Source organism: Pseudomonas oligotrophica, from assembly GCF_021726475.1.
Lineage (GTDB): Bacteria > Pseudomonadota > Gammaproteobacteria > Pseudomonadales > Pseudomonadaceae > Stutzerimonas > Stutzerimonas oligotrophica.
Map to the genome: position 1 here is coordinate 469,608 of NZ_JAKJRU010000003.1, position 14,065 is coordinate 483,672.

Annotated in this window: 16 protein-coding genes; 12 read left to right on the top strand and 4 right to left on the bottom strand. The window is 67.6% G+C overall.

The genetic code is table 11. The features are described from left to right. Window positions 1-75: 75 nt before the first annotated feature. Window positions 76-1,470, top strand: a complete 1,395-nt coding sequence (gene sthA, locus L3N39_RS09255) for a Si-specific NAD(P)(+) transhydrogenase (RefSeq protein ID WP_237257032.1) — start codon at window positions 76-78, stop codon at window positions 1,468-1,470. A 156-nt stretch (window positions 1,471-1,626) separates the two neighbouring features. Here the strand turns inward: sthA and L3N39_RS09260 are convergent, their stop codons facing one another. The 3 genes from L3N39_RS09260 to L3N39_RS09270 are packed head-to-tail and all read right to left on the bottom strand — an operon-like array spanning window position 1,627 to window position 3,232. Continuing rightward, window positions 1,627-2,352 (bottom strand): glycerophosphodiester phosphodiesterase, encoded by a 726-nt coding sequence (locus L3N39_RS09260; protein ID WP_237257033.1) that lies wholly within the window; start codon window positions 2,350-2,352, stop codon window positions 1,627-1,629. A 2-nt stretch (window positions 2,353-2,354) separates the two neighbouring features. Continuing rightward, window positions 2,355-2,654 carry a phosphodiesterase gene (locus L3N39_RS09265; protein ID WP_237257034.1) on the bottom strand — a complete coding sequence of 100 codons (300 nt, stop codon included), beginning with the start codon at window positions 2,652-2,654 and terminating at the stop codon, window positions 2,355-2,357. A 5-nt stretch (window positions 2,655-2,659) separates the two neighbouring features. Further along, window positions 2,660-3,232: a PilZ domain-containing protein gene (locus L3N39_RS09270; RefSeq protein WP_237257035.1), complete on the bottom strand. Its 573-nt coding sequence runs from the start codon at window positions 3,230-3,232 to the stop codon at window positions 2,660-2,662. A 96-nt stretch (window positions 3,233-3,328) separates the two neighbouring features. On the opposite strand from L3N39_RS09270, the gene L3N39_RS09275 reads away from it, so the two are divergent. From L3N39_RS09275 to L3N39_RS09285, 3 genes are read left to right on the top strand one after another with little or no spacing between them, the layout of a single operon-like run. After that, entirely contained in the window at window positions 3,329-4,576 is a 1,248-nt protein-coding gene (locus L3N39_RS09275) for a lipoprotein-releasing ABC transporter permease subunit (RefSeq protein ID WP_237257036.1), read from the top strand. Between the two features lie 7 nt (window positions 4,577-4,583). Continuing rightward, window positions 4,584-5,279, top strand: a complete 696-nt coding sequence (gene lolD, locus L3N39_RS09280; protein ID WP_237257037.1) for a lipoprotein-releasing ABC transporter ATP-binding protein LolD — start codon at window positions 4,584-4,586, stop codon at window positions 5,277-5,279. Continuing rightward, window positions 5,279-6,523, top strand: coding sequence for a lipoprotein-releasing ABC transporter permease subunit (locus L3N39_RS09285; RefSeq protein WP_237257082.1), 1,245 nt, complete (start codon window positions 5,279-5,281; stop codon window positions 6,521-6,523). The genes lolD and L3N39_RS09285 overlap by 1 nt, the downstream gene beginning before the upstream one ends. A 4-nt stretch (window positions 6,524-6,527) precedes the next feature. Here L3N39_RS09285 and L3N39_RS09290 read toward each other — a convergent pair whose 3' ends face one another. Beyond that, entirely contained in the window at window positions 6,528-7,043 is a 516-nt protein-coding gene (locus tag L3N39_RS09290) for a DUF2062 domain-containing protein (RefSeq protein WP_237257038.1), read from the bottom strand. Window positions 7,044-7,183: 140 nt separating this feature from the next. Here L3N39_RS09290 and L3N39_RS09295 point away from each other — a divergent pair, with 140 nt between their 5' ends. From L3N39_RS09295 to murB, 8 genes are read left to right on the top strand one after another with little or no spacing between them, the layout of a single operon-like run. Further along, window positions 7,184-9,451 carry a DNA internalization-related competence protein ComEC/Rec2 gene (locus tag L3N39_RS09295; RefSeq protein WP_237257039.1) on the top strand — a complete coding sequence of 756 codons (2,268 nt, stop codon included), beginning with the start codon at window positions 7,184-7,186 and terminating at the stop codon, window positions 9,449-9,451. Window positions 9,452-9,480: 29 nt separating this feature from the next. Continuing rightward, window positions 9,481-10,113, top strand: a complete 633-nt coding sequence (locus L3N39_RS09300; protein WP_237257040.1) for a MotA/TolQ/ExbB proton channel family protein — start codon at window positions 9,481-9,483, stop codon at window positions 10,111-10,113. After that, the gene (locus tag L3N39_RS09305; protein ID WP_237257041.1) at window positions 10,110-10,538 is read left to right on the top strand and encodes an ExbD/TolR family protein; all 429 of its coding nucleotides are present in this window, start codon (window positions 10,110-10,112) and stop codon (window positions 10,536-10,538) included. The genes L3N39_RS09300 and L3N39_RS09305 overlap by 4 nt, the downstream gene beginning before the upstream one ends. Next, a complete protein-coding gene (gene lpxK, locus L3N39_RS09310; protein WP_237257042.1) occupies window positions 10,538-11,545 on the top strand; it encodes a tetraacyldisaccharide 4'-kinase in 1,008 nt (335 codons plus the stop codon). The genes L3N39_RS09305 and lpxK overlap by 1 nt, the downstream gene beginning before the upstream one ends. Window positions 11,546-11,591: 46 nt before the next feature. Continuing rightward, entirely contained in the window at window positions 11,592-11,777 is a 186-nt protein-coding gene (locus L3N39_RS09315) for a Trm112 family protein (protein WP_237257043.1), read from the top strand. Continuing rightward, window positions 11,774-12,544: a 3-deoxy-manno-octulosonate cytidylyltransferase gene (gene kdsB / locus L3N39_RS09320; protein WP_237257044.1), complete on the top strand. Its 771-nt coding sequence runs from the start codon at window positions 11,774-11,776 to the stop codon at window positions 12,542-12,544. Before L3N39_RS09315 ends, kdsB begins: the two co-directional genes overlap by 4 nt. Beyond that, the gene (locus L3N39_RS09325) at window positions 12,541-13,005 is read left to right on the top strand and encodes a low molecular weight protein-tyrosine-phosphatase (protein ID WP_237257045.1); all 465 of its coding nucleotides are present in this window, start codon (window positions 12,541-12,543) and stop codon (window positions 13,003-13,005) included. The genes kdsB and L3N39_RS09325 overlap by 4 nt, the downstream gene beginning before the upstream one ends. Further along, window positions 13,002-14,021, top strand: a complete 1,020-nt coding sequence (murB, locus tag L3N39_RS09330; protein WP_237257046.1) for a UDP-N-acetylmuramate dehydrogenase — start codon at window positions 13,002-13,004, stop codon at window positions 14,019-14,021. The genes L3N39_RS09325 and murB overlap by 4 nt, the downstream gene beginning before the upstream one ends. Window positions 14,022-14,065: the final 44 nt, after the last annotated feature.

Below are 14,065 nucleotides of genomic sequence, written 5' to 3' on the forward strand. Positions count from 1 at the left end.
GCGCCTTGCGCTCCGCGAGCACCGAAGGATTGTTTGGTGCGGCGCTAGCGTAGCGGCCGCGTTTGGGGAGTACATATGGCTGTCTATAACTACGATGTGGTGGTGCTGGGCTCGGGCCCGGCCGGTGAAGGCGCGGCGATGAACGCCGTGAAGGCCGGGCGCAAGGTCGCCGTGGTGGACAATCGACCGCTGGTGGGCGGCAACTGCACTCACCTGGGGACCATTCCCTCCAAGGCCCTGCGTCACTCCGTCCGCCAGATCATGCAGTACAACACCAATCCGCTGTTCCGCCAGATCGGCGAGCCGCGCTGGTTCTCCTTCCCGGACGTGCTCAAGAGTGCTGAGAAGATCATCAGCAAGCAGGTAACCTCGCGCACCGGCTATTACGCGCGCAACCGCATCGACACCTTCTTCGGCACGGCGAGCTTCTCCGACGAGCAGAGCGTCGAGGTGGTCTGCCTCAACGGCATGGTGGAAAAGCTGGTCGCCAAGCAGATCGTCATCGCCACCGGCTCGCGCCCGTACCGGCCGGCGGACATCGACTTCAGCCACCCACGCATCTACGACAGCGATACCATCCTGACGCTCAGCCACACGCCGCGGCGGATGATCATCTACGGAGCCGGGGTGATCGGCTGCGAGTACGCCTCGATCTTCAGCGGCCTCGGCGTGCTGGTCGACCTGATCGACAACCGCGACCAGTTGCTGTCGTTCCTCGACGACGAGATCTCCGATGCGCTGTCCTACCACCTGCGCAACAACAACGTGCTGATCCGCCACAACGAGGAGTACGACCGCGTCGAAGGCCTGGACAACGGGGTGATCCTGCACCTGAAGTCGGGCAAGAAGATCAAGGCCGATGCGTTTCTCTGGAGCAACGGGCGGACCGGCAACACCGACAAGCTGGGCCTGGAGAACATCGGCCTGAAGGCCAACAGCCGCGGGCAGATCCAGGTCGACGAGCACTATCGCACCGACGTGGGCAACGTCTATGCCGCGGGCGATGTGATCGGTTGGCCGTCGCTGGCCAGTGCCGCCTACGACCAGGGGCGCTCGGCCGCCGGCAGCATCGTCGAGAACGACACCTGGCGCTTCGTCGACGACGTGCCCACCGGCATCTACACCATTCCGGAGATCAGTTCGATCGGCAAGAACGAGCGCGAGCTGACCCAGGCCAAGGTGCCCTACGAGGTAGGCAAGGCCTTCTTCAAGAGCATGGCGCGGGCGCAGATTTCCTACGAGCCGGTCGGCATGCTGAAGATCCTCTTCCATCGCGAGACGCTGGAAGTGCTCGGCGTGCACTGCTTCGGCTACCAGGCCTCGGAGATCGTGCACATCGGCCAGGCGATCATGAACCAGAAGGGCGAGGCGAATTCGATCAAGTACTTCGTCAACACCACCTTCAACTACCCGACCATGGCCGAAGCCTATCGGGTGGCGGCGTTCGATGGCCTGAACCGGCTTTTTTGAAAGGCTCCGACCGGTGGCCTGAGCCGGTCGGAGGCACCGGCGATTCCCGGGACTGGCACTGGCCAAACCGGGAAAGCCTGTAGATCAGGCGCGGTGGCACTGGTCATCGCAGCTTCGCAGGGCCTGTCCGCGGACGCGTGACAGGCCCTGTTCGTTTCAGTCGCGTGCTGCCAGGGTGGTGACTGCAAGCCGTGGGAAGTCGGTAATCAGGCTGTCGACGCCCATGTCCGCCAGGCGCAGCATCAACTCCGGCTCGTTGACCGTCCAAACCGACACATGCATACCCTGCTGGCGCGCCTTGCGGATGCGTTCGGGCGTGCATAGCGTCCATTTCAGTGCCAGCAGGTCGCAGCCATGCGCCCTGGCGACCTTGAGCGGATCGAGCCAGCCATATTCGGCGACCAGCCCGCGCGAGATTCCCGGCGCGAACTCGCGCATCGCGCGCAGCACCACGCGCGAGCTCGAGGTGACGGTGATGCGCTCGCTCAGCGCATGTCGCTCGGCCAGGGCCTTGATCGCCAGGACCGTGCGCCTTGCGCGCTCGTGCGATGCGCTCTTGACCTCCAACTGCCAGTGCTCGAAGGCGCAGCTGGCAAAGAGCTCGTCCAGCCGCGGAATCGGGCAGGGCTGGTGCCAGCCGGGCCCGCCAAGGCGCGCGTCATAACCGACGAGTTCCTCCGCGCTGTGCTCGGACACCTTGCCGCGGCGGCCGGTGGTGCGCTTGAGGGTCGGATCGTGGATTACCATGAGTTCGCCGTCGCGCGACAGGTGCAGGTCCAGCTCGCAGCGACGCACGCCGTCGTCCAGGCATTGGCGGAAGCTGGCCAGGGTGTTTTCCGGCGCCTGGCCCTTGGCGCCGCGGTGGCCGTAGATCAGGGTCACGATCAGTGCTGTTCCTCTGCCGGTTGCCGAGGGCGATGATCGAGCACGCTGTTGATGACGCGCTCGCCCTCGAAGTAGACGGAAAATTCGCGATAGTCCCAGCGCGTGATCGGCGGCTTGCCGACGGCTGGATGTTCCTGGTCGGGCAGGCCGAAGCGTTCGAGAACCTGGCCCTTGGCATCGCCGCGCGCAGGCAGCGCGATGTCGCCGCCGCCCTGCTGGCCGAGCGGAATGAGGATCTGCTCGGCCGCGAGCGGGGCGCTCAGCGACAGCAGCAGGGCGAGAAGGGCAGTGCGGGGCATTCGGGTCAGTCTCCTTGCAGATGTTCACGGGCCAGGCGCCGCTCCAGCGCCTGTTTCTGCAGGATATGCCGCGCCAGCAGTTGCCGCTGTGCTTCAGTCAGCGCTTCGAATTCGGTGGCCACTTCATAGCCGCCGCCGGCCTGCGGGTCGCAGCGGCCGATGCGCGCCGGCAGCAACAGGCCCAGCCCCTGCGGCAGCAGGACCATCTTGAGCAGCACTTGTGTGCCTTCGGCCAGCGCGCGGTCATGGACGAAACTGACGCCGCCTTCGGACAGCGTCACGCTGCGTTCGGGCCCCATGCCGGCGAGCAGCCCCTGCACCAGCGCCTGGCCGAGCAGGTCCATGCGCTTGTTCTGTACCTTGAGGTAGCTGGCCAGGGTGCGATTGTGCTCGGCGATCTGGCGCAGCAGGTGCTGTGACTCGAAGTCCAGCAGGTGCAGGTCGGCCAGCAGCGAGAACTGCCGGGGCAGGGCAGGCGGCTCATTGTTACCGTGCGCTTCGGCGGGCAGTATTTCCAGTGCGACGCGATCCTCGATACGGTAGTATTCGCGGCGTTCTTCAGTGTCTTGTGTCGGCATGGCACGTCCCGCTAGCTGTAGTGGCCAGAGTCTATCAGGCCTGTGGGTGTCAGCTGTCACGCTCGTTTCTCTCCCGCCAGCGATTAAGTCGACCCTATGTTCAGACCGCTGTCCGTGTACATCGGGGCGCGCTATACACGCGCCAGGCGCCGCAGCCTCTTCGTCTCCTTCATCTCCTTCACCTCCATGATCGGCCTGGCCCTCGGCGTGCTGGTGATGATCCTGGTGTTGTCGGTGATGAACGGCTTCGATCACGAAATGCGCACCCGGGTGCTCGGCATGGTGCCGCACGCCACCATCGAGAGCCCGCTGCCGCTGGATGACTGGCAGGCGCTGGGCGAGCGCATCCAGGTCAATCCGCAGGTCGATGCGGTGGCACCCTTCATCCAGATGCAGGGGCTGCTGACCAATCGCGGGCAGGTCAGCAAGATCCTCATCAACGCCATCGACCCCGTCGCCGAGCGCCAGGTCTCGATCATCGACCGCTTCTTCACCGAGGGCCGGCTCGATGACCTGGCGCCGGGTGAGTTCGGCATCGTCATCGGCGACAAGGCGGCAGAGAAACTCGGCCTGGCGGTAGGCGACAAGGTCACCTTCGTCGCGCCGGAAGTGACGGTTACTCCAGCCGGCATGTTCCCGCGCATGAAGCGCTTCACCGTGACCGGCATCTTCCACGTCGGTGCGGGGGAACTCGACGGCTACCTGGCGCTGGCCAATATCGCCGACCTGGCCCGCCTGCAGCGCTGGAAACCTGGCCAAGTGCAGGGGCTGCGGCTGCATTTCGAGGACCTGTTCCAGGCGCCGCGCATCGCCTGGCAGCTCGCCGGGCAACTCGGCGAGGACTACTACTCGCGGGATTGGACCCGCACCCACGGCAACCTTTACCAGGCCATCCGCATGGAGAAGGCCATGATCGGCCTGCTGCTGCTGCTGATCGTCGCGGTGGCGGCGTTCAACATCATCTCCACCCTGGTGATGGTGGTCACCGACAAGCGCGGCGATATCGCCATCCTGCGCACGCTGGGGGCGACGCCACGGCAGATCATGGCGATCTTCATGGTCCAGGGCACGGTCATCGGTGTGGTCGGCACCCTGGTCGGCGCCGGCCTCGGCATTCTCGCGGCGCTCAATATCAGCGCCTGGATCGCCGCGCTGGAGCGGCTGATCGGCCACAAGTTCCTAAGCGCCGACGTCTATTTCATCGACTATCTGCCGTCCCGCCTGCTGGCTGCCGACGTGATCCAGGTCTGCGTGGCGGCATTGCTCCTGAGTTTCCTTGCCACCCTTTACCCGGCCTGGCGTGCCGCCCGCACTCAGCCGGCCGAGGCGCTACGTTATGAGTGAGCCGGCCATGAATGCTTCAACCCAAGAATCCGCGGTGCTCAGCTGCCGCAACCTCGGCAAGCGCTACGAGCAGGGGCCCGAGTCGGTCGACGTGCTGAGCGGCCTGGAAATGGAGCTGTTCCCGGGTGAGCGGGTCGCCATCGTCGGCAGCTCCGGTTCCGGCAAGAGCACCCTGCTCAACCTGCTTGGCGGCCTGGATACGCCGAGCGAGGGCAGCGTCTGGCTGGCCGGCGAGCAGCTCTCGGCCCTCAGCGAGAAGGCCCGCGGGCTGCTGCGCAACCGGGCGCTGGGCTTCGTCTACCAGTTCCACCACCTGCTGCCCGAGTTCACCGCACTGGAGAACGTCTGCATGCCGCTGCTGATCGGTACGACGCCGATCGACGAGGCGCGCCGTCGTGCCAGCGAGCTGCTCGAACGCGTAGGGCTCGGCCATCGCCTGGAGCACAAGCCGTCCGAGCTTTCCGGTGGTGAACGCCAGCGCGTGGCCATTGCTCGCGCGCTGGTCAACCGGCCGGCGCTGGTACTGCTGGACGAACCGACCGGCAACCTCGATCACCACACCGCCCAGGGCATCCAGGAGCTGATGCTCGAGCTCAGCCGTTCGCTGCGTACCGCCTTCCTGGTGGTGACCCACGATCCCCAGCTTGCGGCGCAGATGGACAAGATCCTGCGCCTGCAGGACGGTCGCCTGGTGGCTGCATGATGTTCCGCCCGCTGAGCCTGTACGTCGGCAGCCGCTATACGCGGGCCAAGCGCCGCAACCACTACATCTCGTTCATTTCGCTGACCTCGCTGATCGGCCTGGCGCTTGGCGTGCTGGCGATGATCCTGGTGCTCTCGGTGATGAACGGCTTCCAGCGCGAGATGAGCTCGCGCATCCTCGGCATGGTTCCGCATGCCGTCCTGTCCGGCGAGGCACCGCTGGAGGACTGGCAGGCGCTGGCGCAGCGTCTCGCGGCGCAGCCGGAGGTGCTCGGTGCCGCGCCGCTCACCCAGCTGGAGGGGATGCTGTCATACAAGGGCGCGATGCAGCCGGTGCAGATCAGCGGCATCGAGCCGGCAGCGGAGGCGCAGGTCTCCATCGCGGCGTCGCGGATGATCGCCGGTCGGCTGGACGACCTGCGCCCGGGCGACTATGGCGTGGTACTCGGCGCCATCACCGCGCGGCGCTTCGGCCTGTCGCTCGGTGACAAGCTGACGTTGATCGTGCCGGAGGTCAGCGATTCGCCAGGTGGCGTCACGCCGCGCATGCAGCGCCTGACCGTGGCCGGGATCTTCAAGGTGGGCGCCGACCTGGACGGCAGCCTGGTGATGATCCATCGTGCCGACGCAGCGGCGATCCAGCGCTGGCAGCCCGAGCAGGTACAGGGCGTGCGCGTGCGCCTGGCCGACCTTTATCGGGCGCCGCAGATCGCCGCGCAGCTGGCTGCAGGGCTGGGCGAGGGCTATCACGCCGAGGACTGGTCCAAGACCCAGGGCAGCCTGTTCAGCGCGATGAAGATGGAGAAGACCATGATCGGTCTGTTGCTGATGCTGATCGTCGCGGTCGCCGCGTTCAACATCATCGCGACCCTGATCATGGTGGTGGCGGACAAGCGCGCCGACATCGCGATCCTGCGCACGCTCGGCGCGACGCCGCGGCAGATCATGGCGATCTTCATGGTTCAGGGCAGCATCATCGGCCTGAGCGGCACGCTCATCGGCGTCGTGCTCGGCGTGCTCGGGGCGCTGAATGTCAGCGCGCTGGTGGCCTGGCTGGAACGCGTGTCCGGCCAGCACATCTTCAGTTCGGACGTCTATTTCATCAGCAGCCTGCCGTCCGAACTGCAGGTGGTCGACGTCGTGCTGGTTGCCGCGGTGGCGCTGCTGCTGAGCTTCCTGGCAACCCTGTATCCCGCCTGGCGCGCGGCACAGACCCAGCCTGCCGAGGCGCTGCGCTACGAGTGATGGCTCAGCGGCGGTCCTGCTGCCGTTGACGCCAGTTGCGTCCGACCCACCAGCGCCAGTAAGCCTGGGTGCCGAAATAGCCGAGGAGGCTGAGAACCACGGCCACCACCAGCGAGCCGAGGTACAGCGGCTGCCAGTTGTCCTGCAGCAGGCGGCTGATCCAGCCCAGGCTCAGATGGTCCGGCATGCCGATCGCCGGCGTGTCCATCAGCCAGGCCCCGACCTTGTAGTTGCAATAGAACACCGGCGGCATCGTCAGCGGGTTGGTCAGCCAGACCAGGCCGACGGCGATCGGCAGGTTGGCCCGCGCCGGCAGGGCACAGGCGGCCGCGGCGAGCATCTGCAGCGGCATCGGGATCATCGCCCAGAACAGTCCGATGGCCATGGCGCGGGAGACCGAGTGGCGGTTGAGGTGCCAGAGGTTCGGATCGTGAATCAGACCGCCAAGAAAACGCAGCGACTTGTTACCCTTGATGCGGTCGGGGTGGGGCATGTAGCGCTTGAAGATACGACGCGGCATGTGGGGACTCGGCTTGCGTGAGCGCGTGATTATGCCGTGGTCTCCGCCCCGCGCCGATAGGTCTTTTGTCACAGACTTGTGCGTCGCAACGGATCGCGGCGCCGAGGCCCGGAGCAGAGCCGGGCCGTCAGGAGCGATGGATGCGCACATGGATGGCTGCGCTGGCGGTGGGCCTGATCCTGCCGCGTTTTCTACCCGGACTGCCGGCGCCTGCCGTGCTGGTGATGCTCGGTTGCGCAGCCTTGCCGGCGCTGTGCTGGCGCCGCCTGCGTGCGCCAGCCTTGCTGCTGCTGGGCTTTGCCTGGGCCTGCTGGCAGGCGCACCTGGCGCTGGCCGACCGCCTACCGGCCCGGCTCGATGGTCGCGCCCTGTGGCTGGAGGGCACGGTGACGGGGCTGCCGGCGGTAGCCGACGGCGTCACCCGTTTCGAACTGACCGAAATCCGCTCGCGGCACGCCGGGCTGCCGTCGCGTATCCGGCTGGGCTGGTACGCCGGGCCCGCCCTCCAGGCCGGCGAGCGCTGGCGCGTCGCGGCCCGCCTCAAGCGCCCGCACGGGCTGGTCAATCCGCAAGCGTTCGACTACGAGGCTTGGCTGCTTGCCCAGGGCATTGGCGCCAGCGGCACGGTCAAGACCGGTGAACGGCTGACGGCCGGCGTGTCGCCGAGCACCTGGCGGGACACGTTGCGCAGCCGGCTTGCAACGGACGGTGCCTGGCAGCGCGGTGGCGCGATCGCCGCGCTGGTGGTCGGGGACGACGCGGGGTTGAGCCATACCGACTGGCAGCTGCTGCAGGACACCGGCACCGTTCACCTGCTGGTGATCTCCGGCCAGCACGTAGCCATGCTGGCCGGCCTGCTCTACGGACTGGTCGCGCTGCTGTACCGCCTGGGGCTGTGGCCGGCGCGCATGCCCTGGGTGCCGGCGGCGGTGCTGCTGGCCATCGCCGGCGCCCTGGGTTACGCCTGGCTGGCGGGCTTCGAGGTGCCGGTGCAGCGCGCCTGCGTGATGGTCGCGCTGGTGCTGCTGTGGCGCCTGCGCTATCGCCATCTTGGCGTCTGGTTCCCCTTGCTGCTGGCGCTGGACCTGGTATTGCTGGCCAACCCGCTGGCGACGCTGCAGCCGGGTTTCTGGCTGTCGTTCGCCGCGGTTGCGCTGCTGGCGCTGGTGTTCGCCGGGCGATTGGGCAGCTGGCGATGGTGGCAGACGCTGCCGCGGGCCCAGCTGGCCATGACCATCGGGCTGCTGCCGCCGATGCTTCTGCTCGGCCTGCCGGTCAGCCTCAGCGGGCCGTTGGCCAACCTGGTCGCCGTGCCCTGGGTCAGCCTGACCGTGCCCTTCGCCTTGCTCGGTAGCGCCTTGCTCACGTTGTCCGGGGCGCTGGGCGAGCCGCTGCTGGTCGGCGTCGGGTTCTCGCTGCAGGGGCTGTTCCGCTTCCTGGCCTGGGTCGCGGCCTGGCAGCCGGCCTGGGTTTTCGCGCAGACATCGATCTGGGTCGTGCTGGCAGCCGCTGCCGGCGCGCTGCTGATGCTGCTACCCGCCGGCGTCCCGCTGCGCCTGCTCGGCGTGGTCCTGCTGCTGCCGCTGGGGTTCGCCGCCGCGCCTCGGCCGGAGGTCGGCGAGGCGCAGGTGCGGGTGCTGGATGTCGGTCAGGGGCTCTCGGTGCTGGTGCTGACCCGCCATCATGCGTTGCTGTACGACGCCGGCCCGCGACATGGCACCTTCGACCTCGGCGAGCGAGTGGTCGCACCGTCACTGCGCAGGCTCGGTGCCGCTCGCCTGGACATGTTGTTGCTGAGCCATGCCGACAGTGACCACGCCGGCGGCGCCGCCGCGGTGCTGCGTGCGATACCGACCCGGCGTGTGGTCAGCGGGGAGCCGGGCAGGCTGGCGCTTCCGGCAGTCGAGGCCTGTGCGGCCGGTGAGCATTGGCAGTGGGATGGCGTCGACTTCCGCCTGTGGCAGTGGAGCCAGGCGGACGATGGCAACGCCGCCTCCTGCGTGCTGGCGGTCGAGGCTGGTGGCGAGCGCCTGCTGCTTTCCGGCGATCTCGACAGCCGGGGCGAGCAGGCGCTGCTGGACTCCGGCCTGCCGGTCGCCAGCCAGTGGCTGCTGCTCGGCCACCACGGCAGTCGGACCTCGAGCTCGCCAGCCTTCCTGGCCGCGGTCGCGCCACATGCTGCCGTGGTCTCGCGCAGCCGGCACAACCCGTTCGGCCATCCCCACGAGACGGTGCTGCGGCGGCTCGACGAGGCGGGCATCGTGCTCTACGACACTGCGCTGGACGGGGCCCTGCGGATCGACCTCGGGCGTTTCGCGCCCGCCGAAGGGTTGCGCTGGCAACGCCGTTTCTGGCGGCAAAATGAGAACGACGGCCGTCGGCTGCCCAGGAGCCCTGTGCTAGAGTGACGCCCACTTTTTCGAGGGGGATTCGACTCGTGTGGGAGCTGGTCAAAGCCGGTGGCTGGATAATGCTGCCGATCATTCTGTGTTCGATCGTTGCCGTCGCCATCATCGCCGAGCGCTTGTGGACGCTCCGGCCTCGCCGGGTGACGCCGCCGCATCTGCTGGGGCAGGTGTGGAAGTGGATCAAGGACAAGCAGCTCAGCAACCAGAAGCTCAAGGAGCTGCGCGCCGATTCGCCGCTGGGCGAGATCCTCGCCGCGGGCCTGGCCAATTCCAAGCGTGGCCGCGAGATCATGAAGGAGTGCATCGAGGAGGCCGCGGCCCGGGTGATCCACGATCTGGAGCGCTACCTGAATGCCCTCGGCACCATCGCCGGCATCGCGCCGTTGCTCGGCCTGCTGGGCACGGTGCTCGGCATGATCGAGATCTTCAGTTCCTTCATGGGTGCGGGCATGGCCAACGCGCCGCAGCTCGCCGGTGGCATCGCCAAGGCGCTGATCACCACGGCAGCCGGATTGATGGTCGGGATTCCTGCGCTGTTCTTCCATCGCTTCCTCAGCCGTCGCGTCGATGAGCTGGTGGTCGGCATGGAACAGGAGGCCATCAAGCTGGTCGAGGTGGTGCAGGGCGACCGCGACGTCGACCTCAGCGAGGGTCGGCCGTGAAATTCCGCCGCAAGCCGCGGGAGAACGTCGATATCGGGCTCGCGCCGCTGATCGACGTGGTGTTCATCCTCCTGCTCTTCTTCGTCGTGACCACTACCTTCACACGCGAGACCCAGTTGAAGGTCGACCTGCCGGAGGCGGCCAGCGGAACGCCGCCGCAGCAGACCGAGATCAAGCAGCTGGAGGTGGTCATCGATACCGCCGGCAACTACTCGCTGAACGGCAAGGCGCTGCTGCAGAGCGACCTCAAGTCGCTGATGGCGGCGCTCGGCAAGGAATCGGAGGGTGACCACAGCCTGCCGCTGGTCATCAGCGCCGATGGCAAGACCCCGCACCAGGCGGTGATCACCGCGATGGACGCGGCCGGCAAGCTCGGCTTCGCCCACCTGCGCATCACCACGGTCGAGGCCCAGGCGACGCCTTGATGAAACTGGCGCAGCGCCTGCAGCAAGCCTGGTACCACGGGCACCCGGCCCTCGCGCTGCTGGGGCCGCTCGAGGGACTCTATCGCCTGGTCGCCAAGCGCAGGCGGCAACGCTTTCTCGATGGCTCGGCGCCGAGCTACCGGGCGCCGGTGCCGGTCGTCGTGGTCGGCAACATTACCGTCGGCGGCACCGGCAAGACCCCGCTGATCCTCTGGCTGGTGGAACACTGCCGCGCCCGCGGGCTCAAGGTCGGGGTCGTCAGCCGTGGCTATGGCGCGCAACCGCCGTCGCTGCCCTGGCGGGTCACGGCCGAGCAGCCGGCAGGGCAGGTCGGTGACGAGCCGTTGCTGATCGTGCAGCGCACGGCGGTGCCGCTGATGATCGATCCGGATCGCCCGCGCGCGGTCCGCGCACTGTTGGCGGCCGAGCCACTGGACCTGATCCTCTGCGATGACGGCCTGCAGCACTACCGCCTGGCACGCGACCTGGAATTGGTGCTGATCGATGCGGCGCGCGGCTTGGGCAACGGGCGCTGCCTGCCGGCCGGCCCCCTGCGTGAGCCGGCCAGCCGCCTGCAGGACGTGGATGCGGTGCTGTTCAATGGCGGCGCCCCCGACGATGCGCCGGCGGCCTTCGGCTTTCGCCTGGAGCCGAGTGCGCTGATCGAAATCGCCACGGGCCGATCGCTGCCGCTGGACCGGTTCCGGCCTGGCGAGCAGATCCATGCGGTGGCCGGCATCGGCAATCCAGAGCGTTTCTTCGCCACGCTCGAGGCGCTAAACTGGCGCCCGATTCCGCACCCGTTCGCCGACCACGCTGCATTCAGTCCCGAGCAGCTCCACTTCGCTCCCGACCTGCCGCTGGTCATGACCGAGAAGGATGCGGTCAAGTGCCGGGCGTTCGCGCGTCCCGGCTGGTACTACCTGCAGGTGCAGGCCCGGCCATGCGACGCTTTCGTCGCCTGGTTCGACGAGCGTCTGGCCCGCCTGTTTCCCGAACCCACCTAGCTGCTCGACCTGCTGCTGCAGTCGACCGCTCCCAGAGGACTGCGCATTGGATACCAAACTGCTCGATATTCTGGCTTGCCCGCTGTGCAAGGGGCCGCTGAAGCTCACCGACGACAAGTCCGAGCTGATCTGCAAGGCCGACGGCCTCGCCTATCCGGTGCGCGACGGTATCCCGGTGATGCTGGAAGGCGAGGCGCGCACCCTGGATGTCGACGAGCGCCTGGACAAATGAGCCTCGACTTCAGTGTCGTGATTCCTGCCCGCTTCGCGTCCACGCGGCTGCCGGGCAAGCCGCTGCAGGACATCGCCGGCCTGCCGATGATCCAGCACGTGTGGAACCAGGCTCGCCGCAGCTCGGCCCGGCAGGTGGTGGTCGCCACCGACGATGCCCGTATCCTCGAGGCCTGCCGGCGCTTCGGTGCCGACGCGCTGCTGACTGCCGCCGAGCACAATTCCGGTACCGATCGCCTGGCCGAGGTCGCCGCGCAGCTGGGGCTCGCCGCCGATGCGATCGTGGTCAACGTCCAGGGTGACGAACCGCTGATTCCGCCGGCCGTGATCGACCAGGTGGCTGCCAACCTGGCGGCCCATCCGGAGGCGGCCATTGCTACCCTGGCCGAGCCGCTGAGCGAGGCCGAGCAGTTGTTCAATCCCAACGTGGTCAAGGTGCTCAGCGACATCGACGGCCTGGCCCTGACGTTCAGCCGCGCGCCCCTGCCGTGGGCGCGAGAGGCATTCGCCGCTGGCCGCCAGGCACTGCCGGCCGGGGTGCCGTTCCGTCGGCACATCGGCATCTACGCCTATCGGGCCGGCTTCCTTGCCGATTTCGTCGGCTGGGGGCCGTGCTGGCTCGAGGAGGTCGAATGCCTCGAGCAGCTGCGTGCGCTCTGGCACGGCCAGCGCATCCATGTTGCCGACGCGCTCGAGGCTCCGCCCGCGGGGGTCGATACGCCGGAAGACCTCGAGCGGGTGCGTCGCCTGCTGGGGCAGGCGCAGTGAAGGTCCTGTTCGTCTGCCTGGGTAACATCTGTCGCTCGCCGACTGCCGAAGGGGTGTTCCGCCGGCGTCTGCGTGATGCCGGGCTGCAGGCGCGCGTCGAGGTTGATTCCGCTGGCACCGCCGATTGGCATGCAGGCAAGGCGCCGGATGCACGGTCCTGCCGGGCTGCCGCGACGCGCGGCTATACCCTGGACGCACTACGTGCGCGCCAGGTCAGCGCTGAGGATTTCCAGCGCTTCGACCTGATCCTGGCCATGGATCATGACAACCTGGCGCGCCTCGAGGCGCTGCGGCCTCAGGGGTCGCGCGCCGAAGTGGATCTGCTCCTGCGCCGTTACGGCCTGGGCTGCGATGCCGTTCCCGACCCTTACCATGGTGGCGCGGACGGCTTCGACGAGGTGCTCGACCTGATCGAGCAGGCGGCCGATCGCCTCCTCGATGAAGTGCGGGCCCGGCTGTGACGCTGCACGTCGAGACGCAGCGCTCGCTTCGTACGCTCAATACCTTCGGCCTGGAGCAGCGGGCGCGCCTGTTTGCCGAGGCACGCTGCGACGCCGAGGTGCTCGAAGCCGTTGCGCGGGCTGAGCAGGAAGGCCTGCCGTTGCTGCCGCTCGGCGGCGGCAGCAACCTCCTGCTGACCGGCGACGTCGAGGCGCTGGTGCTGCATATGGCCAGCCGAGGGCGGCGGCTGCTGCGCGAGACGGGCGACGCGGTCATCGTCGAAGCCGAGGCCGGTGAGCCCTGGCATGATTTCGTGCTGTGGACGCTGGCCCAGGGTCTCTCCGGCCTGGAGAACCTCAGCCTCATTCCCGGCACCGTCGGCGCGGCGCCGATCCAGAATGTCGGCGCCTATGGCGTGGAGATCCGCGATGTCTTCGCCGGCCTCACGGCGCTTGATCTTCATGGCAGGGAGATTTGCGAGCTGTCTCTCGAGGACTGCGCGTTCGGATATCGCGAAAGCCTTTTCAAGCGCGAACCTGGGCGCTATCTGATTCTCCGGGTGCGCTTTTGCCTCAGCCGTACGGCCAGGCTGCAGCTGGAATATGGGCCGATCAGGCAAAAGCTGGCCGAGTTCGGCGTCGTTGCGCCCACGCCTGCGGATGTCAGCCGGGCGGTATGCGCGATACGCAGTGAGAAGCTGCCCGATCCGGCGCAGCTTGGCAACGCCGGCAGCTTTTTCAAGAACCCGCTTGTCGAGGCCGAGCACGCCGAGCGCCTACGCCAGGCTTACCCGAAGCTGGTCGGCTATCCGCAGGTCGATGGACGGGTCAAGCTGGCAGCCGGCTGGCTCATCGAGCAGGCCGGCTGGAAGGGTTTTCGCGAGGGCGATGCCGGGGTGCACCAGGCGCAGGCGCTGGTGCTGGTCAACTACGGTGGCGCCACGGGCCGGCAGTTGTTCGAGCTGGCCCGCCGTATCCAGGCGGATATCCGCGAACGCTTCGCCGTGGAACTGGAAATCGAGCCGAACGTCCTCTGACAGCGCTTGCCCGACGGCGACGGCGACGGCGACGGCGACGGCAT